This window comes from Labilithrix luteola (assembly GCF_001263205.1).
In the GTDB taxonomy this organism is placed as follows: Bacteria; Myxococcota_A; Polyangia; order Polyangiales; family Polyangiaceae; genus Labilithrix; species Labilithrix luteola.
In genome coordinates, this window is the sequence record NZ_CP012333.1 from 6,336,075 (window position 1) to 6,357,952 (window position 21,878).

Consider the following 21,878-nt stretch of genomic DNA (forward strand, 5'->3'; position numbering starts at 1 on the left):
CCAAGAACGACAAGTGAGTAGGGACCTGACCGTATACCGTTCGCCGGCCTCCGTAGGCAACACCGAAACGGACGGATGGTCGCAATTTCCTGAGTTTGCGCGCGGATTTTGAGGTGTAGACCTCGTTTTTTCGCGGGGTTCGGGGGCCCGCCGGGCGCCGTCGTCGCGAACGCTCGAGCCAACGTCGGTCGGGTGTCGAATTTCGTCCTGTTTCTGGGGCCCTGGCCGAACGGCAGTCGGCTCCGACGGCGAGCGCGGCGAGCTCATCGGCACCTCTGGAAGACCGAAGCGCCCGGCTCGTGGCAGACGTAGCAAGGTCGAGGATTACGGCGCAGCTGCGTTCCACAGCCGCCGATGAAGTTGCCCGAGTGGGGGTTGAAGCCCGCGCCGATCCCCTGACCGCCGTGGCACACGACGCAGTCGCGCTCGATGTGACAACTGACGCATGTGTTGAGGTTCCGCATCGCCTCGTACGCGTGGTGGCCGAGCTGGCGCGGCGCGTCGCTCCACACGGCCTTGGGCGGGTGGAATCGGCCCGAGTCACGAACCCCCGGCGGCCCGCTCATCGAGACCCCCAGGCGCATGTGACAGGTGAGGCAAAAGCTCTGCTCGCGGTGGCAGCTCGTGCAGCGCTGCGTGGCGAGGCGAGCCTCGATCGGGTGCATGTTGAGGTAGTCGTTCGGGTGGACGCTCCGCGGTCGGACGCGGCCGTCGTGGCAGGCCACGCAGAAGTCCTCCTTGTGGCAGTTCCCACAGAACTGCGAGTCGTCCGCCGCGACCTGCCGATGGCGCTGGATGAAGTCCGGCGTGTGCTCGGCGTTGTGCATCCAGCGCGGGGGCTGCATCACGCCGCTCGGGTACACGGTTTTGATTCGCCCGCCGATCGCCGAGCCGCCTTTGAGGTGACACGTCTCGCACGCGCTCTTGGCTTCACCACGCGAGGCGGAGTCGGGGTGCTGATGGCAGTTGAAGCAGCCGCGCATCCTCGGCAGCTGATCGCGCGTGGCGAGCTCGAGCTCCTGCACCTCGCCGTGGCACTGCTGGCAGCCGATGTTCCGATCGGCGTGCTTCTTGTGGTCGAAGACCATGTTGGGGCGCGGGATGTCGAAGCGCGCGACCCGGTTGCCATCACCTTCGCGGTAGCCGACGTGACAGAAGTTGCACTTGCCGTTCTCTTCGTCGCCCGGCTCGACCTTGTTCGGATTCGCGTGGTCGGTGCCGTGGCAGCTGTCGCAGGTGGTGCCTTTGGGTGTGAGGCGATCGCTCGACGACTGGCTCGTGAGCGCGTTCGGGTGGCACGTCTTGCACGCGAGCTTCTGATCGCCGACGTGGAACTTGTGGTTGAAGCGGATGGTCAGCTTCTGGGGCGGGAAGATCGCCTTGCTCGGCCCGCGGTCGTCCACGTCGGAGCCGGGAGGAAGCCATTTTTTCGGCACGTCCGCGTTGCCTGGCATCGGCGACATGCCCGCCGCGTAGGCAGCCGCCGAGGCGTACGAGAGGGGAGCGGTCGCATCGGGGACCTCCGCGGATGCACCGGCTTCGGCCCCGGCGTCGTCCGCGCTTGCCTCCATGCTCGCGTCGCTCGGTGGGGCTGCATCGCTGGCTTTACCGGTCTGCGCGAATGCGGGGCCTTGGAGGAGCGCCGTGGCCGTCGCGAAGAACAAGGCCAGGGCGAGCCAGACGCCGCTGAAGCGAGCGAATCCCGAGCGGATCATTTCGCCACCGCCAGCGTGAGCCACAGCATGACGCGGAAGCGCTGCCCGGCGAGTCGGTTGATGTCGTGTTCGAACTCCGCGAGCGCGAGCGAACGCGGAAACAGCTTGTAGCCGGCGCCGAGCACGTACTGCACGCTGACGGCGTCGCGCCCGGGACGGAGCTTGTCGTCCCATCCCCAGACGCCCGCGCGCCCTTGCATCACGTAGCGTGTCTCGAGGATGCGTTCGGCGTACACGTCGCCGCCGATGCGATCGCCCGTGCTCGCGAAATCGCCTGCGCCGCGCGCGCCGATGACACCTTCACCCCAGCGGTAGCGAGCGGAGAGATTGCCCCCTCCCATTGGATCGACGCCGCTCGACGGATACTGGTTGGCTTGCGGGAGCCCGTTCGGCGACGAAGGAAACGTCGTGTTCTCGGGGCCGGTCTGCTGGCCGAAGAAGCGACCGCGGAAGCCGCCTGCGACGCTGAGCTTGTCGGTCGCATCCCAGTTCGCGCGCAGCGAGAGATCGTTCATCGGCATCGCGAGGAAGAAGTTCCAGATCGAGTCGGCGTCGAACGTGGGCACGTAGAAGTCGTAGTCCGTGCTGACCGTGACGCGCTTCGAGACGTACGCGTCGACCGACGCGAAGACCGTCGCGAATTTCGTCAGGTACATGTCGTACGAGAAGCCCGCTTTGACACCACCCACCTTCGCCAGCGAGGCGTCCATCGCGTAGCCGAAGCGCTCCTGCGAGAGGCGCGTTCCGTCGTAGATGACCGGATTGCGAAAGCCGTTGAGGAACGGTGAGACGTTCGACGTGCCGGTGTTCTCGACACGCCGATACGTGAAGCGGCCGTGGAGCCACGTGAAGCCCGTGCTTTCGATGGCGATGCCGTACGCCGGGGCGATGACGTTCGGCTGGAACGATGCCCACTCCGCAGGGGCGTATCCGGCGCGGTCGCCGCGCCAGACGCCGTCGCGCTCGAAGCGAGGCAACGAGAGAGGCATGCCTCCGCGCTGCTCGAGGCCGCCGTAGACTTCCGCGGCCAAGTAGTAAGGCGATGTGACCTTGACGAGGCCGCCGTCGAACGACCACCAGCCAAGAGCGTCCACCACGTACTGCCGGCCGACGCGGAAGCCGAGCCAGCCGTCGAGGAAGCGACGGCCCTCGACGTAGCCGTACATCAGATCGACGGGCCCACGCTGGAAGCCCGGGACGAGACGCCCGAAGTTCGAGACGTTCGTCTCCTCGGGGCTGGCGCCGTAGTCGGCGTCGTAGCGCAGGCGGATCCGGAAGGAGAGCTGCGGCGCGCGCGGATCCGTCGGCCGGTTGAGCAGATCGTAGACCGAGGCTCCCAGTGTGGTCGTCAGACGCCGTCGGGAGATGACGGTCTCACCGGTTGGGCTTCGCATCTCGTAGAACTGGGCGGCGGTGTCGCTCGTGATGTCCGCGTCGAGCGCGTGGGCCGTGGTCGGGCACGCGATGCTCGCCAAGACGGCCATCAAGACGGCCACCAGCGACGTCCCCGCTCTCACGCCGTCCACTCGCAGACGACGCCCAGCGAAAAACGCGCGAGCGTTCGATCCTTGGAACCGGCCTTGCGGACGTGCGGTCATTCGCGAGCGTGCCGTGCTTGTTTGAGCGGGCTGGGCTGGCTGGGCGGGCTGGGCGGGCTGGCGAAGACTGACCTCGTGCGCCAAGAAGACCGCTTTTTTCTTAGGGTCCCCCACGGAACCGCGCGTGCGGGCGCGAGAATAGGAAGCTGCATCCTCGTGTCAACCGTCGGCAGAGCTACCCGTACGCTTTGTAGAGATCGGCGGTCGGGAGCGTCCCGTTCTTGACGCGCTGTGCGAAGGGGTGGCACCCTTTTTGTTAACGTCGTGACGGAAGCTGCGCAGCGATACCGCGTCATCGAGAAGCTCGAGTCGGGCGGCATGGCGGAAGTTTTCCGCGCCGAGAGCGAGGGCTTGCAGGGGTTCCGCAAGCAGGTCGCGATCAAACGCGTTCTGCCGCACCTCTCCGAGAAGAAGAAGTTCATCTCGATGTTCTTGGACGAGGCGCGCCTGTCGGCGCAGCTCTCGCACTCGAACTGCGTGCAGGTCTTCGACATTGGCGTCGGTGACAACGCCTTCTTCATCGTCATGGAGTTCGTCGACGGGGCGAACCTCAAGTCGATCGCCGAATCGGTGAAGAAGCAGGGGAAGGACTTCCCCGTCGCAGCCGCCGCCTGGATTGCCCACGAGATCTGTAAGGGCCTCACCTACGCCCACGAGCTGACGGACCAGAGCGGCGTCCCGCTCCAGATCGTCCATCGCGACATGTCTCCGCCGAACGTGCTCATCACGAAGTTCGGCGAAGTGAAGATCGTGGACTTCGGCCTCGCGAAGGCGAGCTCGCAGCTCGAACGAAGCGAGCCCGGCATCATCAAGGGCAAGTTCAGCTACCTCTCGCCCGAAGCGGCGATGGGCCAAGAGGTCGACAGCCGCACGGATGTCTTCGCCGTGGGCATCATCCTCTGGGAGCTGCTCGCCAGTCAGCGGCTGTTCTTGGGAGACACCGACTTCCAGACGGTGAAGAAGGTGCAGGTCGCGCAGGTCCCGCCGATCTCGCAGATCAATCGCAAGGTCCCGCCGGAGCTCGAGCGCATCGTCAACAAGGCGCTCGCGAAGGATCTCCACGCTCGCTACGCCACGGCACGCGAGCTCGGTCAGGACCTCGTGCGCTTCATGTTCACGTTCGGTCAGCCGATCAGCGGCTACGACATCGCGACGATCGTGCAGGGCACGATGCGCGAGAAGCAGCGCGTTCGTCAGCCGCAAGGCTCGATCATCGACAAGCTCATCGAAGAGGCGCTCTTCGAGTTCACGTCGCTCAAGGAAGATGGGCAGCCCGAGTCGGGGTCGCCGATCAGCGCTGCATCGGCGCCGCTCTTCGGCGACAGCTTCGTGGATCCCACGAACTGGGCGAAGGAGATCTCCATCAACGAAGTGAAGCGCCCCGGCTACGACCCGGTCCGCGCGTCGCTTCCCCCCGAGGTCTTCGAGCAGGGCAACCTCTCCGCCCTCGAAGACGCCGAGCCGCTTCCTGCGTCCGCGCCTCCTTCGGCGGGCGCGGTGCCGGCGCCTCCCTCTTCGCGCGCGGCCGTTGCTCCGGCCTCTTCGAAAGGCACCGCTGCTGCGGCAGGCGGCAAGAGCGGCGCCGCCATCGGAGTCGCCGTCGTCATCGCGCTCGTGATGGCGGCCGGCGCGGCCTGGTTCACGGGATTCATCCCTCATTAGAGTGGGGGGCAAAGCCCCCCCTCAAAACCTCCGGTTTTGAGCCCCCCGCGGCCCGCGGCGGGTCGCCTTCGGCGCGTCGCGCTACGAGCGCGACGAAGAACCCGCCGCTCGCGTGGAGGTGACCTGCGTGCGTCTTGGTCTCTCGAGTGGTGACCTGCGTGCGTCTTGGTCTCTCGAGTGGTGACCTGTGAGCGTCTTGGGGTCTCGGTGCGGCGGCCGGGGAGGAGACCACGTTCGCTCGTTGCGAGATGTGCGGTGCGTTGACGCGGCCCGGCCTTGGATCCGCGGCGCCATCCACCACTATCGAGCTTCCGACGCGCCCGGAACGCTTCCGACGTGCTTCGCAAGGTGCCGGTACGGCCCGGAAGGGCTTCCGACGCACGAATCGAGGCTCACCGACGTGCCGGGCAATGTCGGCGACGCGAGCGCCATGGGCTCCCGTGCGTGAAATCAGGTCTCCGGCGCGCTCACCGGTACGCTTCGGCACGCGTCGGAAGGTTCAGTGACGCCGCCGGCCGACCATCCCGCGCGCGTCGGAGGGTCTAATGACGCCGCCGACCGACCATCGAGCTCGCGACGGAAGGTTGCCAGGCGCGCCACCCGACCATCGAGCTCGCGGCGGAAGGGAGGCCGGCGCCACCGTACGCCTTGGCCTGCCGACGCCGCCGTTAATCGATGGCGGAGGTGACGTTCATGTTCTTCCAATAGAGCGTGATGTAATCCGCGTGTTGGAAGCGGCGTGCTTCGCCGTGGAGAACGTTGAAGAGCGCGTACGCCAGCGGACGGCGCCGAGGCAAGGTCTCCGAGAGTGAGACGCCGAAGTTGCCATAGCCCTCGACGAGCGATGGCAGGTACTGGGCGACCGCCTGGGGGCCGAAGCATTGCTCGAAACGTCGATAGATGCCTCGCACGCGCGAGGTCTCGAGCAGCTCCTCGTGGAGCGAGGTGCGCACGCCACGCTTGTGGCGCTCGCCGAGCGCCGTGAGTGCACTCGTGAGCTCGTTCGTCAGCGCCGATTCGAGTCGCTGGTACACGCGCGCGGAGACGATGCCGGGCTGCGTGAGCATGAAGAGCGGTGCGGGATGATGCACGAGGGACTTCGCGATGGAGTCGGCGATGTCGTCGTACACGCTCTCGAGCAGGGCCTCGTCCTTCCGAACGTCCTCGGGGAGCATCGTATCGGGACACTCGGGGTGGAGCAGAACGTCGTAGATCGAGAGCATGACGACGGCGCGACGCGGCCCGACCGGCCCTCCGCGAAGGAGTTCCCGGTGGATGCCGCAGGCCATCGCGTAGGCCTCGGCCGCGCTGTACGACTCCGCCTCGTCTCGCGTCCGGGCGAAGAGCGCGTCGAACTGCGCCACGCCGTTCGGCTTGCGAGGTCGCTTTCGTTTCACGGGCGGCGTCCCTGCGCCAGGCGGAGGACTGAACTGCTCGTCGGCCCAGTCGCGAAGCGCGTGCGCCGTCGGACCCAGAGATTCGAGGGGGGATCCCATGATGCCGCCCCACTGGCCGCGCGAGGCTTCGAAGAGCGAGAGGAGCTCGTAGGCTTGCCGGCGCACGCCGGCCGGAACGGCCGCCGACGAGAAGTACGTCACGGTGCCGAGGACGAGCCTCGACTGCTCTGCCCACGCAAACGAGGCCTCGGCGTTTCCCTCGTCTTTCTGGGCGCGCGACTCGAGCGCGAGGTACAGGGCGAACGCTGTCGCGTGCGTTCCGAGGAGGCGGTCATCCGTCTGGAGCCGTGACAGGAGCCAGTCGCGCTCGGCCTTCGTCGCGTTCCCGCGGTAGGCCAGTGCGAGTCCTGCTAGCAGGCACGCGCCCGCCCGCGTCTCCGCACTGGACGCGAACAGCAAACAGAGGTGGGCGAGCACGTAGACGAGCTTCGGTCGACCTAGGCGCGCCAGCCGAACGAGAAGCGGCCAAGGAAAAAACAAGAAGCCGCCGCCGACGACCCCGAGCAGCGTCGTCTGGGCGAGAGCGCGGAGGAGAACCTCAGGTGGGTGCTTTCCCGCGGGCGGGTCGAAAAACGGGAGCGACGACACGAACGTGGCGATACCCCAAATGCAGACGAGCACGCCCCACGTGAGCATCGTGCCCTTGAGCGAACCGGCTTTCGATCGTCCGTTCAGTCCTCGCACGAGCAGGACGAGCAACAAGGCGAGCGCCGCGTGCGGCATCACAGCCCCCGATAGCGGATGAGGAACGCGTCCTTCAGCGGCGCATCGAGCGGCTCCTTCTCCTCGCCGGAGGGAGGCACGAAGAGCTTCGCGATCAGGCCTTCCTTACGACGCCGCTGAGGATCGCGCAGCACCGAGAGCGCCTCGCGCACCATGGTCGCGTCGCGCGGATAGGTTCCGAGCGGGCAGGTGTAAGTCCGGCCTCGCTCGGCGCCGAGCTCGAGCAAACCGAGCAACTTGCGTCCCTGTCGTTCGACGTCGCCCGGCGTTGCCTCCGGCGCGAGCTCGAGCACGTAGAACGGATTCCGCGGATTCATCGCTCGACCCCCGAACCGTGCGCGCGGAGGCGGTCTTCTTCGTCGGGCGGCAAGAGGTTCGCCAGCGAGAACGCGAGCTGGCGCACGCGCTCCTGATCGCCCCGTCGCAAAGCCTGCTCGCCCTCGGAGACGATGCGGGCCGCCGCCCGCGGGTCACGACTCTCGGCGACACGCGTGGACAGATCACGGAACCATCGGGCGACGACGTCCGGATCGCGCGTGGCTGCGGAGTTGCCAAGCTGCTCGATGGTCCGCAGCCGCTTGCCGAAGTCCGCCGCGCTCTTCGTCGCGCGAGCGCGCTGCAGGCTTCGAACGGCCTCGTCGAGCGTTCGTCGCTCGACGTCCGTTCCCGTGCGCGATACCCAATTGGAAACCCAACCGATGACGTCCATCGCTCGCTGATCGAGGTCGGGCCACGTCTTCGTCGCCTCGACGTCCGCGAGCGACGCATCGACGTCGATGAGGAGACGGCGAAGCTTCTCGAGAGCGTCCGCGTCACCACCGCTCGCAGCTTCGAGCTCCGAGGTCGCGATATCGAGCAGGCTGTCGGCCGAGACGAGCTTGGGCCGGGCCGCGGCGTCGACCGAGGCGTCGGTGTAGAGCTCCTCCGTCTTCGCGCGGAGGTGACCGAGCTGGAGTTCGAGCTCCTTCAGAGGTGCGTCGGGCGAGACCAAGTTGAGCGTGCCCGGGAACGAGACTCCCCGATCGACGATGTGGGCCGTTGCCGAAAGCTTTCCGCCGCGATCGAGCTCGAGAACGACGTCGATCGGCGACCCGGCGGGCAGGACGGACGTGATGGCGTCCGCACGAACCTCGATGGTGCCGACGAGCCGACAGAGATGCGCAAACGTCACCTCGCCCTGGACGATGGGCACGCTGAGCGCGTTCACCTGCTGCCCCGGACTCACGGAGAGCACGGTGCGCAGTCGGAACGTCTTGCGTGACGGCAGCGGCGCGCCGCGTTCGAAATAGACGGCGACGGTGCCGTCGGCGAGCGCGATGCCGATGGTTCGCGAGAGCGGAGGATCGGCGAGGGAGAGTCCGTGCCTCATCGTGAGCTCGCCCGGCTCGAGGGCCCGCTCGTTGCCCGAGGCATCGAATCCCGAGAGTCGGAACTTGCTCGCCGAGCGCGGACGGAGCTCGAGCTGCGCCACGAAGGAACCGTCTTCGTCGACCTTCTCCCGCGCGCTCTCGAATCCGCCGCCCTCGCGGAGCGCGCGAACGCTCACGATGGACTTGTCCTCGAGCCGACCGACGACGAACGGATAGAGGTCTCCCGAGACGCTCGGATACTGGAGCCACACGCGCGAGCCGCCCGGAGTCTGCGCGGTCGCTTTGGATGCGGACGCACCCGGAGCGGGCGAAGGCGCGGGACCTCGCGTCGATAGGTCGTGCTCGGCCGCGAACAGCGCCGCGCCTTCCGCCACCGCCGTCATCGGATCGATGTCCGTCAGGAGCGACACGCCGAGACGCTCCTCGAGGCGGCGTCGCAAGAGCGGCATGACGGTGGGCCCACCGACCAGGACCACGTGCCCCAGCTGACGCGGCGCGAGCCCTTGACGCGCGAGCAAGCGCTCGCAGACCTCGACCGACCGATCGACGATCGGCAGAACGAGGCGCTCGAACTCGTCGGCCTCGATGGCCACGTCGACGAGGATCTCCTCGCCGAAGGCGAGCAGCGGCTCCGCGAGGCTCACCGCGCCGCCCCGCGCGGCGCCAAGCTCGATCTTCGCATCCTCGCAGGCCACGCGCAGCTTTCGCAGCATGGTCGCGAGCGCGGGATCGGCGCGCCGGAACGGACGCCCGTGCATCTCGCCGAGCCGCCCGAGAACGAAGTCGAGCAGCCGCGCATCCATGTCGCGACCGCCGAGGAAGTTGTCGCCGTCGTGATCGACGACGCGCAAGACGCCTTCGCGTGTCTCCAGCATCGAGACGTCGAACGTGCCGCCGCCGAGATCGTAGACGAGCCACGGAGCCGGCGTCTCGTCGCGCTTCCATCCGGCGGTGAGCGCCGAGGCCACGGGCTCCTGGAGGTGCTCGACCCGCTCGAATCCGGCGAGGCGCGCAGCCTCGCCCGTGGCTCGAATCTGCGGCAGCTCGAAGAGCGCGGGCACCGTGATGACCGCCGCCGTGGGGGCGAAGCCGAGCGCGCGTTCGGCATCGGCCCTGAGCGCGGAGAGCACGAGCGCCGAGAGCTCTTCGGGCGACTTCTCGCTCTTGTTCGCTCGGAATGACAGCTTGCGGCCAGAGCCCATGAGGCGTTTGAACTCGCCGCGCGTGTTCTCGGGATCCGTCTCGAGGAATCGTCGAGCGCGCGAGCCGACGGTCACGTTCGCTCGGCCGTCGATGCGCACCACGCTCGGCAGCAGGATTCCGCCATCGGACGTGCGAACGGGCGCCGCACGCTCACCATCGGAGAGGACCGCGACGGAGTTCGTCGTTCCGAGATCGATTCCGAGATACGTCACTGACATCGCGTGCATGGGCTAGCACGATTCCAGCAACTCGCCTCGTGCGGGAGGTACGGATTCGCCGAGGTGCTCAGCACGTGTGGCCACCGCATTCCACGAAGCGTCGGGCGACGCTGGAGGACCATGTGCAAGGTGGTGCGCAAGCGGGCAATGCTTTGCACAGATGCGCAAACCGAGTTTGGCGTAACGCTGCGTTGTTTTCGCGAATCGATGCTCGTAAGGATGGATCTCAGAATTGCCATCCAAGACCAACCGTCGTCGCAACATGAAACGCTCTGTTCTCCGATGCGATGTCGACGCTCGCGGATTTGCCGTCGTTGTTGAGGCTCGCGCTCGAATACTGGCCGATGTCGGCGTGCAGGCTCAGCTCGAGGGCGCGACCGCTCGAGTCGCGGAAGTGGTAACCGGCGCCGAGCGCGAGATCCGCCGTCGAATAGAGCACCGCCGTCTGCTTCGTAGCGGTGAAGAGTTGGACGTTGAAAAGCGAGACGCCACCCTCCAGGTAGGCGCCCGATCGCCGGGTGTCGAACGCGTACTGCGCGAGGACGGGGACATTGACCGAGGCGGCGCCGCATTTGTCTTCGTCGCCCGACGAAGAACGGCCGGAGGTGACGCAACCCTTCATCAGTTCGCCAAAGCCCCCGTCGACCCCCACGAGCAAACCGAAGTGCGGCGTGAAATAGTAGCCGCCCCGGAATGAAAGGGAGACCTCGAGCGCGTTCACGGTATCCGCCTGCCTCGATACTGCGCCCGCGAGAAAACGCATTCCGGCGCCGCCAAAGAACGTCGCTCCCTTGTCTGAATCAGTCGTGGTCGTTGTGGTCGCTTGTGCCTTGTCGGCCGCGGGACGCTCAGAGGTCGTCAGGGGGGAAGCCATGCCAGGCGGCGCTTCGACCGCAGGGGCCGATGCCGCAGGGAGCTGGGGAAGGGGCTCCGCCGAGGCGATGAGCTTCGTGGACTTTGCCACGTTGCGAGGACTGTCGACGGAGCGTGCGCCCTCCGCATGTGCGCTCGAGCCGACGGTGGAAACGGCCGCGAAGGTCAGGACGGAAGCAGCGAAGACGGCGGTGCGGGTGTGCATGGTGCCTCCCCCATCGGACGGTCCACGCAGGAGTTGCCAAAAAAAACGCGCCGGCGCCGGCGCCCGAAGTGAGTGGGCTTATGGCGACGCGATCGAGCTCGTCGTGGACGACAAGGCGCGGGGCAAGCGCGGGGCGATGAACGCCGTGCGCAACCTCCGCGTGAGTGGGTACGGCACGTGGGCGAACTTCGCTTTCAAAGGTACGCTCGACGGGATCGACGACGGCGAACGCGCGATTTTCGAATCGCAAAACGCGACGGTGATGGGAGCGGGAGGCGTTCGTGGATTCGACGTGGGGCGAGCCTCGGCGCCATCGGAGCAGCTCGGCGCGATCGACTTCTGCGTAGGCCTTCGCTCCTCCTAGACGTGCGTTCGTTTGCGCGCTTGGGGTTCTTCCGCTAACTCATGCGATCGTGCGCTGTCGTCGGTTCGTCGTCGTTTTGCTCGCTGGGCTAGGCCTGGGATGTCCGCTGGCGGCGTCGTCGCCCTCCGAAGGCAAGTCCGGCCCGTGCCCCACGAACATGGCGTACATCGCGCCGGAGGGGGCGAGTGCGTACTGCATCGATCGCTGGGAGGCGCAGGTCGTCGAGGTCGACGGCCGCAAGGAGCGGTCGCACGCTCCCACGACGCCCGTCACGAATCTGCTGGTCAAAGCGGTGACGCATAGCGGGGTCGTCCCGCAAGGCTACATCTCGAAGAACGAGGCCGAGGCCGCGTGCAAGGCGTCGAAGAAGCGCCTTTGCACGGGCGACGAATGGGAGCGCGTGTGTCGTGGAAAACATCCGACCACGTTCCCGTACGGCGACGAGCGCAAGTCTGGCTACTGCAACGACTCGGGGCGCGCGCCAATCGTGTCGCTGCATCCCGGCATGGGCGACGAGGTCTATGCCTCGGCCGAAGCCATGAACGACCCGCGCATCAACCAGACGCCGGGCACCGTCGCGCTCACCGGCTCGTTCTCGAAGTGCAAGAACGGCTACGGCGTTTACGACATGGTCGGCAACCTCCACGAGTGGGTTTCCGACATGCAGGGCTCACGCGGCACCTTCCGCGGCGGCTACTACCAGGACACGCATCTCAACGGCGACGGCTGCAAGTACCGCACGGTGGCCCACGATCCGAGCTACCACGACTACTCGACCGGCTTCCGCTGCTGCGCCGACGTTAGGTAACGTGGGGGGTCGCCTTCGGCGCGTCGCGCTATGAGCGCGACGAAGAACCCGCCGCTCGCGTCGTGTGAGCTGCGTGCGTCTTGGTCTCTCGGTTGGCGACCGGGGAGGACACGGTCTGCTCTGGTGAGGTCGTCGTAGGAGCGCGACGAAGAAGCCGCCGCTCACGGAGTGTCGACCGGCGGCTTGGTCTTCGAATCGTTACTGGCAGTCGACCGGCGGCTTGGTCTTCGAATCGTTACTGGCAGTCGACCGCTCTTCCTGGGCGGTTCGTGACCACGCAGCCCGACTTCTTGCAGGCGCGTGAGAAGCCGAAGACGCCGCCCTGGCAGGCGAGCTCCGTCTTGCCGTCGACCGAGCACGCCAGGAAGCCGGGGATGCCGCAAGGATCGCCCTCGAGGGCGATGCTCTCGTCGCAGGTCGGCGCGTCGTCTTTCGAGTAGCAACCGAAGCGGCCGCGGCAGAAGCGGTAGCTGTCGAACTTACCGTCGCGGCAGATGACCATTTGCTTTTGGTCCTCCGTGCACGCGACGGCGCCCTGCTTCTTGCACGGGTCGCCCTTGTTCGCGACGGACGTGTCACACGACACCTGCTGCCCGAGAAGGCTGCAGCCTGCCTTGCCGCGGCACTCGAGATAGCGCTCGAAGTGGCCGCCTTTGCAGAGGAGGGCTCGCTTCTTGTCGGGCGTGCAGGCGTATTGCTCGTCGGTCTCGCCCATGCAGGGCGCGCCTTCGGTTCCCACGGAGGTGTCGCAATTCGTCTTGTCTTGGTACTTCGTGCAGCCGAGCGGGCCGTTGCACGAGACCTCGACGAACTTGCCGCCCTGACAGCTGAGGGCGCTCTTCGGATCCTCACAAAGCGCTTCGTTCGCTTTGCAGGCGCTGCCGACGGTCTTTTTGCAGCCGGGCGAAGCCGCGAGGGCAAGGGCCATCGCGGCGAAGAGGACGGCGGGCCGAATGCGCGCTTGGGTCATGAGCCTCCAGGATCCGGACAACCGTAGAAGAGTTCGAGCACGCGCGTCATCATTCCGGGATCGCGCGAGCCTCCGAGCTCTCGAATCGAGTGCATGCTGAGCATGGGGTTGCCCACGTCGACCGTGCGGATGCCGAGCAGCGTCGAGGCGATGGGCCCAATCGTCGATCCGCAGGGCAGGTCGGTGCGGTGGGCATAGTGCTGGACCGGCACCTCCGCGCGTGCGCACAGATCGCGGAAGAGAGCGGCCGTCGAGCCCGAGGTCGCATAACGCTGCTGCGCGTTGACCTTGATGACCGGGCCGCCGTTGAGCACCGGCTTGTGACGCGCTTCGTGTCGCGACTCGTAGTTCGGGTGGACGGCGTGGGCCATGTCCGCCGAGACGCAGAGCGAGCCGGCGAGCGCGCGGTGGTAGTCCTCGCGTGAACCTCCGCGGCCGAGCACGATGCGCTCGAGGGCGCGCGGAAGGAAGGTCGAGTTCGCCCCGTAGGCCGTCTCGCTGCCGACTTCTTCGTGATCGAAGAGCGCGGCGACGGGCACGAGATCGTCGGCCATCGGCTTGTCGACGGCCGCGAGGATGCCCGCAATCGCGGCGTGGGACATCGCGAGGTTGTCGAGACGTCCGGAGAAGAGGAACTCGCCGTCGCGACCGCCCTGCGTGGGCGCGACGACGTCGTAGAGCATGAGATCGCTGCCCGCGATGCGTTCGCGCGGCACGCCCATCTCTTCGGCGAGCATCGTCGACAGGTCGCGTCCACCGTCCGAGGCGAGGCCGAAGATCGGCGCGAGGTGCTCCTGCTTGTTCAGGACGAGCCCTTTGTCGTTCACGTCGCGATCGAGGTGGATCGCAAGCTGCGTGACGCGGAGCATCGGATCTCGGAAGCGCACGAGTCGCGTTTCGAAAGGAGCGCCGGCGTCTTGTTTCAGAAAGACACGACCTGCGAGCGAGAGATCGCGATCGAGCCACGAGTTGAGGAGCACGCCGCCATAGACCTCGACGCCGAGCTGGGCGTAGCCCTCCTTTTTGTATTCGGGCTGGGGCTTGAGGCGAAGGTTCGGGCTGTCGGTGTGCGCGCCGACGATGCGGAAGCCCGAGATGCGCTTGCCTTCGGGGATGACGAAGGCGAGCAGGCTCGAGCCTCCGTGCGCGAAGACGTAGCGGCCCGGGGCGAGATCCGCCCAGGAATCGGTCTCCGCGATGGGCGTGAAGCCCTTGGCGCGGAGGCGGGCCGTTGCGCTCACGACGGCGTGGAATGGCGTGGGGGAGTCACCGAGAAACGAAAGAAGATCGGTAAAGACGGGGTCTGCCACGGGGGGCATCCTACAGCGCAACGCGGTCACGCCGACCGAGAAGCTCGGCGCAGCTTGCGCGAGGTGATGAGCCGAGCTAGTGACTCATGTATGAGTGACGCTGCGAAGCGCGAGCAGGAAACCTCGGAGAATTCGACGGCCGCCGAGGTCGAGAAGATCGAGAAGAGGGAAAGCGCGATGCCGCCTCCTCCGCAAAGCGGAACGCGACCCGCGGGGGCCGTGCGCGGCACCCCGCTGAGCGTTCTCTGGTTCGAGGACGAGGTCGACGAAGCGGAAGCCGGCGGCAAGACCACCGGCTGAGTTCGTCAGCGCTTCGCCTTCTTGGCGGGCTTCTTCGCGGCAGCCTTCTTCGCAGGCTTCGCCGCCGGAGCGGACTTGGCGGCTTTCTGCGCGGCCGGTTTGGCTGCGGGCTTGGCCGCCTTGGGCGCGGGCTTGCTCGCTTTCGCTTCGGGCTTGGAGGGCTTCGCCGCGGGCGCGGGTTTGGAAGGCGTCGCCGCAGGAGCCGGCTTCGAAGCCTTGGCCGGGGGCGGGGGAGGCGTCTTCACCGCAGCGACCTTGGGCTTCGCTGCCTTCGATGACGACGGAGGGGGCGGCGGCGGAGGCGGAGCTTTCGCGTCCGGCTTGCTCTTCTTGGGTGCCGGAACCTCCTTGGCCTCCTCTTCCTCTTCTTCCTCCGCGAGATCTTCCGGAGGAGGCGGAGGCCTGCGGACGGGCGGAGGCAGACGCGGATCGGGCAAGTACTGGCTGAAGTAGGCGCGCATCGGCCCGAAGTACTTGTCGTTCCAGGTTGCGCGATACGTCTCGCCCTGGCCTTCGGGAATGTCGGTATGAAGCACGGTGGCGCGCGTGCTGCCGCCGAGCGCTTCGAAGTACACCTCGACGCGCGAGTCCGGAGCTTCGCGAGGGAAGTCCGTCGTTCGCCACGACATCAGAATGCGGCGTCCGAGGTCGAGGGCGACGAACTTCCCGGTGATGTATCCATCCCAGGCGGAGAACTTGGCGCCTACCTCGTTGCTCACCTTGGCAACCCCGCCCGTCATGGCGGAGTGCTGTGCGCTGTCGAGCCACGCGTAAAACAGCGTCGTGGGTGCGACGGGGATGGTCGTCACGACCCGCAGAGCCTCCTTCTTCATGGACATAGAGTAGCCCGGCCGTGGGCTGCAGACCTAAATTGTGACCGCAGGTCGTGCCTCCACTGACCTCCGCGGCCGATCAGGAACGTCGGTCTTTCGGACGCACCGGCCTTCCGGCCTGGCGAGGGAGGGCGCGGACGGGATAAAGAAGCGGGAAGAGAGGTCATTGATGCAGCGTGTCGAAGACCCGGTCTCGCTTCTCCAGCTCCTGAAAAATGGGGCTCCCGAGGCCCCCGCCATCGCCGCCCCCGGCCGGCCGGCCACCACCTATGCCGAGCTCCGGGCCCTCGCCGAGCAGGTCCGGGGGGAGCTCCGAACCGCCGGTTTGGGGCGAAACGACACGGTCGCCATCGTCCTGCCAAATGGTCCTGAGATGGCCACGGCGTTCGTGACGATGGGGGCAGCCGTCACGACCGCGCCCCTCAACCCCGCGTACAAGGCGGAGGAGTTCGACTTCTACCTGACCGACCTGAACGCGAGCGTGCTCGTGCTTCCGCGCGGTGTCGATTCGCCGGCTCGCGCCATCGCCGAGCACCGCGGCATTCCGATTCTCGCGCTCGATGCGGGGGAGGGACCTGCAGGCACGTTCCGACTCGCGCCCGAGTCGAAGGTGACGCGATCGCCGAGCACCGATGGACCGCTCGAGGCCGACGACGTCGCGCTCGTACTCCACACGTCGGGGACCACGGCACGACCGAAGCTCGTCCCGCTCACGAGCGCAAACCTCTGTGCATCGGCGCGTCACATCCACGAGACGCTGTCCCTCGTTGCCGGCGACGTGTGTCTCAACGTGATGCCCCTCTTCCACATCCACGGGCTCATCGCTGCAGTGCTGGCGACGCTTTCGGCAGGCGCCAGCGTCTCGTGCACGCCCGGCTTCGATGCCCTCAAGTTCTTCGGCTGGCTCGAGAGTGTGGGGCCCACGTGGTACACGGCCGTTCCGACGATGCACCAGGCGATCCTGGCGCGCGCGGCCCGCAACGTCGCCATCGCGAAGAATGCGCGTCTCCGATTCATTCGATCGTCGTCGGCATCGCTCCCTCCCCAGGTCATGAAGGAGCTCGAAGACACGTTCGGCGCACCCGTCATCGAGGCCTACGGGATGAGTGAGGCCGCGCACCAAATGGCGTCGAACCCGCTGCCGCCCCGCGCTCGCAAGGCAGGCTCCGTGGGCCTCGCGGCAGGGCCCGAAATCGCGATCATGGATGATGCCGGCGCGCTCCTTCCTGCCGGTGAAGAAGGCGAAGTCGTCATTCGTGGTCCCAACGTGACACGCGGCTACGTCGGTGCGCCCGAGGCCAACGCCAAGGCGTTCACCAATGGCTGGTTCCGAACGGGCGATCGCGGAAAGCTCGACGCCGAGGGCTATCTTCATCTCACCGGGCGCATCAAGGAGCTCATCAACCGAGGCGGCGAGAAGGTGAGCCCGCTCGAGGTCGACGCGGTGCTCATGGATCATCCCGCCGTCGCGCAGGTCGTCACCTTCGGCGTTCCGCACGACAAGCTCGGCGAAGAGGTTGCCGCGGCCATCGTCCTTCGCGAAGGAATGACCGTCACCGAACGCGAGCTCAAGGATCTCGCGGCCAAGCGGCTTGCAGCCTTCAAGGTGCCTCGCACGATCGTCTTCGTCGAGACGATCCCCAAAGGACCCACGGGCAAGATGCAGCGCATCGGTCTCGCACAACGTCTCGGGCTCACGTCGTGAAGATCTGCATCTTCGGCGCGGGCGCCATCGGCGGCCATCTCGGCGCGAAGCTCGCGCTCGCCGGCGTCGACGTCACGTTCGTCGCGCGCGGTGAAAATCTCCGCGCCATTCGCGACAAGGGAATCACGCTCGTCGAAGGCGGTGAGCGCAAGACCGCCCATCCTCGTTGTGTGGCGACCGCGGGCGAGGCCGGGCCTCAAGACTACGTTCTTCTCACGACCAAGGCACACTCGCTCGTCTCGGCCGCTCCCGAGGTCGCCGCCCTCCTCGGCGACGATACGGCCATCGTGTCGGCCATCAACGGCGTGCCCTGGTGGTACTTCCACGGGCTCGACTCTCCGCATGGTGGTCGCGTGGTCGAGAGCGTCGATCCCGGCGGAGCGGTCTCGCGATTCCTCCCGCCGGCTCGCGCCATTGGTTGCATCGTGCACCCTGCCGTCGAAGTGACGGAGCCGGGCGTCGTCGTCCACCAGTACGGCGATCGCTACGCGCTCGGTGAGCCCGACGGAACGAAGAGCGAACGCGCAACGCGCCTGTCGAAGGTCTTGCACGACGCAGGCTTGAAGGCGCCTGTCAGCACGCATATTCGCGACGAGCTTTGGATCAAGCTGTGGGGCAACATGGCCTTCAATCCCGTGAGCCTTCTCACGGGCGCCACGCTCGATCGTATTGTCGGAGAGCCCGGTTCACGCGGCGTCTGTCGTCAGATGATGGTCGAAGGGAAAGCCGTGGGCGAAGCGCTCGGTGCGCGTTTCGGCATCACCGTCGATCGTCGGCTCGACGGCGCAGCGGCGGTCGGCGTGCACAAGACGTCGATGCTGCAAGATCTCGAGCGAGGTCGTCCCATCGAGCTCGACGCGCTCCTCGGGGCCGTCGTCGAGCTCGCCGAGGTGGCCGGCGTGGACGTTCCGACGTGCCGTATCGTCCTCGCGCTCGCGCGGCAGAAAGCGTCCGTCGCGGGCGTATGAGAGCGCCGTGAGCGCCGCTCAGGGGGCGAGGAGATCCGGTTCGGATAGTGACTTTCAGCGCTTACGCTTGAAGGCGTTCGGATCGAGAGCGTCGAAGTCGCGATCGGCCGTTTCCTGGTCGAAATCCTCGCGCCGCTCGAGGATATCCATCATGTGCCGCGCCACGACGCTCGCGAGTGCGTGCACCGTCGTGTGGCGATTGATGCCCGCGGCACGGAAACGGTCGTAGGCCGCCACCACGGGACCATGCTTGGCGGCGAGGCGATTCTCAACGGTGACGTGGATGGTCGCGTGGGCGTGGGGATTCTGACCCACCGGTGAATTGGTCCGCCGATGGGCCTCTTCGACCAGCGCGATGCGCTCGCTCTCGTCCATGGCAAGCCACGCTTCGGGCGCGGGCGGATTCTCGACGTCGTAAGGGGCGCTCATGGTCGTTGCGAAGGATACTCGTCTCTACTTCGTGGCGATCGCCATTCGGCGCACGGCTTCTTCGAGCAGCGTTCGGGAGGTTGCGAGATTGAGCCGCGCGAAACCCTCGCCGTTGGTGCCAAATGCCAGGCCACCCGACAACGCGACAAGGCCGCGCTCGAGGAATACCCTCGCAGGATCCAAGCCGAGGCCAAGCTTCCCGCAGTCGATCCAGGCGAGATAGCTCGCGCGCGGAAGCTCGTAGCGCGCGTTCGGCAGGTGCTCGCTCAGCAGTTGGGAGAGGAGGTGCCGATTGCGATCGAGGATCTGCATCGTGGTCGTCAGCCACTCGCCTCCGTGCTCGAGCGCTGCACGTCCGCCGAGAACGCCGAGATGCCCAGCATGGTAGGGAAGGTCGGGAGGCAACCGTTCGAGCAGCGCCCTCGGCGCGTCGTCGCACGCGACCATCATCGCGGCCTTGAGGCCGGCGAGGTTCCATGTCTTCGACGCCGACGTGAGCACGATGCTCTGGCGCGCGGCCTCGGCCGACACCGTGGGGAAGGGCACGTGCGTCGTCTCCGCGTACGTCATCGGCGCGTGAATCTCGTCGCTCAGGACGAGCACGCCGTGATGCGCGGCCATCTCTGCGACGCGGGCGAGCGTCTCGCGCGCGTGGACGACGCCTGTTGGGTTGTGCGGCGAGCAGAGGACGTGCGCCTTTGCGCCGGCCGCATACGCCCGTTCGATCGCGTCGAGATCGAGGGTGAACCCCCCGGATTCCGTTCGCGCCATGGGCGTCTCGACGACCTTGCGATGGAGACGCCGAATCGTGGCGGCGAACGGAGCATAGACCGGAGGATCGATGACGATGCCGTCTCCGGGGGCGGTCACGACGTGAAGAAGCTCGCCGAGCGCCGTGACGACGTCGGGGGCCACGCGCACGTCGCTCGGTGCGACCGCCCACGTCCACGTGCGGAGCGCGAACCCCGAGAAGGCTTCACCGAGGCCGCGTGGATCGGCATAGCCGGCGTCTTCCACGTCGAGAGCATCGCGCAGGACGCGCTTGACGGGCTCGGCGATCGGGTAATCCATCTCGGCGACCCACGCCGGGAGCACGTCGTCGGGGAACGCTCGCCACTTGGCGCTCTGACGCTTTCGGAGCTCGGCTTCGGTTACGCGATCGAACGGATGCTCACCCACGCCGTCAGCTTGGTGCGAAGGCGCGCGCTTGCCAAAGAAAAAAGGGCCAAGCGCGAGCTTGCCTCAGGCGCCTGCCGGGCCTTTGCTCGCGCTTCGAGAAAGGCTGATCGCCTGCCGATCAGTTGCCGGGCTCAGTTGCTCAGTTGCTCAGTTGACCGGGTTGACGTGTCCGCCGCCCGGGTTGCAGCCGTCGGCGGAGGCCTGAATGGCGGCGAGGGCCGCAGCAAACACGGCGGGGTCTCCGTTGCCGACATTCCAGTGACGACACGGTCCGTTTCCGTCTCCGCACGCGTCGGTGACGGCGCCCACCGGTTGGCGCTCACGATCGGCCTGGCATGGGCCACCGGAAATCTGGCCCGGCCAGGTTCGGAGCGCGCCATCCTCGCGAAATCGTTCGAGCGCGGTTTCGGTACGCGAGTCGCAATGAAGCGCCGTCATGCTCTCCATCGCGCATGGCTCGGTGCTCGTCGGTATCACGGCTCATCCTGTGCGCGTCGAAGCGCACGTCCTTCGTGGTGTGCCGTCGTTCGAGCTGGTGGGACACGCCGAAGGGGCGGTCCGCGAGAGCCGCGTTCGGGTGAAGAGCGCGCTTGCGCACGTCGGCGTCGACCTCAACGAATATCGAATCGTCGTCAACCTCGCGCCGGCGGATCTCCGTAAGCGAGGAAGTTCGTTCGATCTCGCGATTGCGCTCGCCACGCTCGAGGCGCTCGGCGCGGTGCCCGCGGGATCACTCGGAGAGGTGCTCTTCCTCGGCGAGCTGTCCCTCGATGGGAGTCTGCGCCCGATTCGCGGCGTCATCGCCCACTTGCTCGGCGCGCGAGAGCGAGGCGTCGAACGCGTCATCGTCCCCGCGGCGAACGAAGCCGAGGCGGCGCTCGTCGACGGAATCGAGGTCGGGATCGCCGCGACGCTGGCCGAGCTCGTGGCGTCGCTTCGCGGGGAAGGCGTGCTTGCCCATGCGCGTCGCAGCGCGAGCCAGGCGCGCTCGGCCATACTGCGTGACGACCTCGCCGACGTTCGTGGGCAGCTCGTCGCCCGGCGCGCACTCGAAGTGACGGCGGCGGGAGCCCACAACCTCGTGTTCATCGGTCCGCCTGGAGCGGGCAAGACGATGCTCGCCCGTCGCTTGCCGGGCATCTTGCCGGAGCTCGCGCCGCACGAGGCGCTGGAGGTGATGGCGATTCACAGCATCGCCGGCATCGGTCGCCCCCATCAGCTCGGCGTGCGTCCGTTTCGTGCCCCTCACCACACGGCCAGCGAAGTCGCGCTGGTCGGAGGCGGCGAGCAGGCTCGCCCCGGGGAGGTCAGCCTCGCGCACGACGGCGTTCTCTTTCTCGACGAGCTCGCGGAGTTCCGGCGCGGCGCTCTCGAGGCGCTGAGGCAGCCTCTCGAAGACGGCTTCGTCACCATCGCTCGGGCCCAGGTGAGCGCCACGTTTCCTGCCCGTCCGATGATCGTCGCGGCGACCAACCCGTGCCCTTGTGGCCGTCGGGGGGACAACACGAATCGCTGCGTCTGTCGCCCCGACAAGGTGCGTGACTACCGCGCCCGACTGAGCGGGCCGCTGCTCGACCGCATCGATCTGCACGTCTCGCTTCCGCCGGTCGACGTCATGTCGCTGCAGGTACGGGCGTCAGGCGAGCGAAGCTCGGTGGTGCGCGCGCGGGTCGAAGCGGCACGACGCATCCAGCTCGAACGCCAGACCGCGGGCAAGGCATCGCGCGCGTTGAATGCTCACCTCGCGCCTGCCGATGTCGACGTCGTGTGCGTGCTCGACGAGCCCGGACGCAAGCTGCTCGCCTCTGCCGTCCAACGTCATGGCCTCTCGGCGCGGGCGTACGGGAAGGTTCTGCGCGTTGCGCGCACCATCGCCGATCTCGGCGGGGCCGAAAAGATCCACGCCGAGCACGTTGCCGAAGCCATCTCCTGGCGGCTTCTCGATCGCGACGTCGCCGGCACCACCAGTCACGCGGCCTGAGTACGTC

Annotated in this window: 19 protein-coding genes; 7 read left to right on the forward strand and 12 right to left on the reverse strand. The window is 67.0% G+C overall.

Annotation, left to right across the window (positions count from 1 at the left end; all coding sequences use genetic code 11):
- Positions 1-263 precede the first annotated feature (263 nt).
- Together AKJ09_RS27595 and AKJ09_RS53360 are read right to left on the reverse strand one after the other, a co-directional pair.
- Positions 264-1,715, reverse strand: coding sequence for a cytochrome c3 family protein (locus AKJ09_RS27595; protein WP_169927923.1), 1,452 nt, complete (start codon positions 1,713-1,715; stop codon positions 264-266).
- Positions 1,712-3,232 (reverse strand): hypothetical protein, encoded by a 1,521-nt coding sequence (locus tag AKJ09_RS53360; protein ID WP_169927924.1) that lies wholly within the window; start codon positions 3,230-3,232, stop codon positions 1,712-1,714. The genes AKJ09_RS27595 and AKJ09_RS53360 overlap by 4 nt, the downstream gene beginning before the upstream one ends.
- 345 nt (positions 3,233-3,577) lie before the next feature.
- On the opposite strand from AKJ09_RS53360, the gene AKJ09_RS27600 reads away from it, so the two are divergent.
- Positions 3,578-4,975, forward strand: a complete 1,398-nt coding sequence (locus AKJ09_RS27600) for a serine/threonine protein kinase (protein WP_146650835.1) — start codon at positions 3,578-3,580, stop codon at positions 4,973-4,975.
- Positions 4,976-5,643: 668 nt separating this feature from the next.
- Here the strand turns inward: AKJ09_RS27600 and AKJ09_RS27605 are convergent.
- From AKJ09_RS27605 to AKJ09_RS27620, 4 genes are all read right to left on the reverse strand, one after another.
- Positions 5,644-7,155 (reverse strand): hypothetical protein, encoded by a 1,512-nt coding sequence (locus AKJ09_RS27605; RefSeq protein ID WP_146650837.1) that lies wholly within the window; start codon positions 7,153-7,155, stop codon positions 5,644-5,646.
- On the reverse strand, positions 7,155-7,472 hold the full coding sequence (locus tag AKJ09_RS27610) for a hypothetical protein (RefSeq protein ID WP_146650839.1): 318 nt from the start codon (positions 7,470-7,472) through the stop codon (positions 7,155-7,157). The genes AKJ09_RS27605 and AKJ09_RS27610 overlap by 1 nt, the downstream gene beginning before the upstream one ends.
- Entirely contained in the window at positions 7,469-9,946 is a 2,478-nt protein-coding gene (locus AKJ09_RS27615; protein ID WP_169927925.1) for an Hsp70 family protein, read from the reverse strand. Before AKJ09_RS27615 ends, AKJ09_RS27610 begins: the two co-directional genes overlap by 4 nt.
- Before the next feature lie 226 nt (positions 9,947-10,172).
- Positions 10,173-11,024, reverse strand: a complete 852-nt coding sequence (locus tag AKJ09_RS27620) for a hypothetical protein (RefSeq protein ID WP_146650843.1) — start codon at positions 11,022-11,024, stop codon at positions 10,173-10,175.
- 103 nt (positions 11,025-11,127) lie between these two features.
- Between AKJ09_RS27620 and AKJ09_RS27625 the strand changes: the two genes are divergently transcribed.
- Both AKJ09_RS27625 and AKJ09_RS27630 read left to right on the forward strand, forming a co-directional pair.
- A complete protein-coding gene (locus AKJ09_RS27625) occupies positions 11,128-11,388 on the forward strand; it encodes a hypothetical protein (protein ID WP_146650845.1) in 261 nt (86 codons plus the stop codon).
- Between the two features lie 49 nt (positions 11,389-11,437).
- Positions 11,438-12,196 carry a formylglycine-generating enzyme family protein gene (locus AKJ09_RS27630; protein WP_146650846.1) on the forward strand — a complete coding sequence of 253 codons (759 nt, stop codon included), beginning with the start codon at positions 11,438-11,440 and terminating at the stop codon, positions 12,194-12,196.
- 235 nt (positions 12,197-12,431) lie between these two features.
- Here AKJ09_RS27630 and AKJ09_RS27635 read toward each other — a convergent pair whose 3' ends face one another.
- On the reverse strand, positions 12,432-13,166 hold the full coding sequence (locus tag AKJ09_RS27635) for a hypothetical protein (RefSeq protein ID WP_146650848.1): 735 nt from the start codon (positions 13,164-13,166) through the stop codon (positions 12,432-12,434).
- Positions 13,163-14,485, reverse strand: coding sequence for a M18 family aminopeptidase (locus AKJ09_RS27640; RefSeq protein WP_146650850.1), 1,323 nt, complete (start codon positions 14,483-14,485; stop codon positions 13,163-13,165). Before AKJ09_RS27640 ends, AKJ09_RS27635 begins: the two co-directional genes overlap by 4 nt.
- Positions 14,486-14,566: 81 nt before the next feature.
- Between AKJ09_RS27640 and AKJ09_RS27645 the strand changes: the two genes are divergently transcribed.
- Positions 14,567-14,776, forward strand: coding sequence for a hypothetical protein (locus tag AKJ09_RS27645; protein WP_146650852.1), 210 nt, complete (start codon positions 14,567-14,569; stop codon positions 14,774-14,776).
- Positions 14,777-14,781: 5 nt separating this feature from the next.
- On the opposite strand, the gene AKJ09_RS27650 is transcribed toward AKJ09_RS27645, so the two are convergent.
- Positions 14,782-15,609, reverse strand: a complete 828-nt coding sequence (locus AKJ09_RS27650; RefSeq protein WP_169927926.1) for an SRPBCC domain-containing protein — start codon at positions 15,607-15,609, stop codon at positions 14,782-14,784.
- Between the two features lie 169 nt (positions 15,610-15,778).
- Between AKJ09_RS27650 and AKJ09_RS27655 the strand changes: the two genes are divergently transcribed.
- Both AKJ09_RS27655 and AKJ09_RS27660 read left to right on the forward strand, forming a co-directional pair.
- Positions 15,779-17,314 carry an acyl--CoA ligase gene (locus AKJ09_RS27655; RefSeq protein ID WP_146650856.1) on the forward strand — a complete coding sequence of 512 codons (1,536 nt, stop codon included), beginning with the start codon at positions 15,779-15,781 and terminating at the stop codon, positions 17,312-17,314.
- The gene (locus tag AKJ09_RS27660) at positions 17,311-18,282 is read left to right on the forward strand and encodes a 2-dehydropantoate 2-reductase (protein ID WP_146650858.1); all 972 of its coding nucleotides are present in this window, start codon (positions 17,311-17,313) and stop codon (positions 18,280-18,282) included. The genes AKJ09_RS27655 and AKJ09_RS27660 overlap by 4 nt, the downstream gene beginning before the upstream one ends.
- Positions 18,283-18,336: 54 nt before the next feature.
- On the opposite strand, the gene AKJ09_RS27665 is transcribed toward AKJ09_RS27660, so the two are convergent.
- The 3 genes from AKJ09_RS27665 to AKJ09_RS27675 all read right to left on the reverse strand — a co-directional run bounded on the left by AKJ09_RS27665 (position 18,337) and on the right by AKJ09_RS27675 (position 20,328).
- Positions 18,337-18,711, reverse strand: coding sequence for a hypothetical protein (locus tag AKJ09_RS27665; RefSeq protein WP_146650860.1), 375 nt, complete (start codon positions 18,709-18,711; stop codon positions 18,337-18,339).
- A gap of 24 nt (positions 18,712-18,735) precedes the next feature.
- Positions 18,736-19,890, reverse strand: a complete 1,155-nt coding sequence (locus AKJ09_RS27670) for a MalY/PatB family protein (RefSeq protein WP_205633819.1) — start codon at positions 19,888-19,890, stop codon at positions 18,736-18,738.
- Between the two features lie 147 nt (positions 19,891-20,037).
- On the reverse strand, positions 20,038-20,328 hold the full coding sequence (locus tag AKJ09_RS27675; protein WP_146650862.1) for a hypothetical protein: 291 nt from the start codon (positions 20,326-20,328) through the stop codon (positions 20,038-20,040).
- Here AKJ09_RS27675 and AKJ09_RS27680 point away from each other — a divergent pair.
- On the forward strand, positions 20,327-21,871 hold the full coding sequence (locus tag AKJ09_RS27680; RefSeq protein WP_146650864.1) for a YifB family Mg chelatase-like AAA ATPase: 1,545 nt from the start codon (positions 20,327-20,329) through the stop codon (positions 21,869-21,871). The two genes, AKJ09_RS27675 and AKJ09_RS27680, sit on opposite strands and share 2 nt — an antisense overlap.
- The last annotated feature ends 7 nt before the right edge of the window (positions 21,872-21,878 follow it).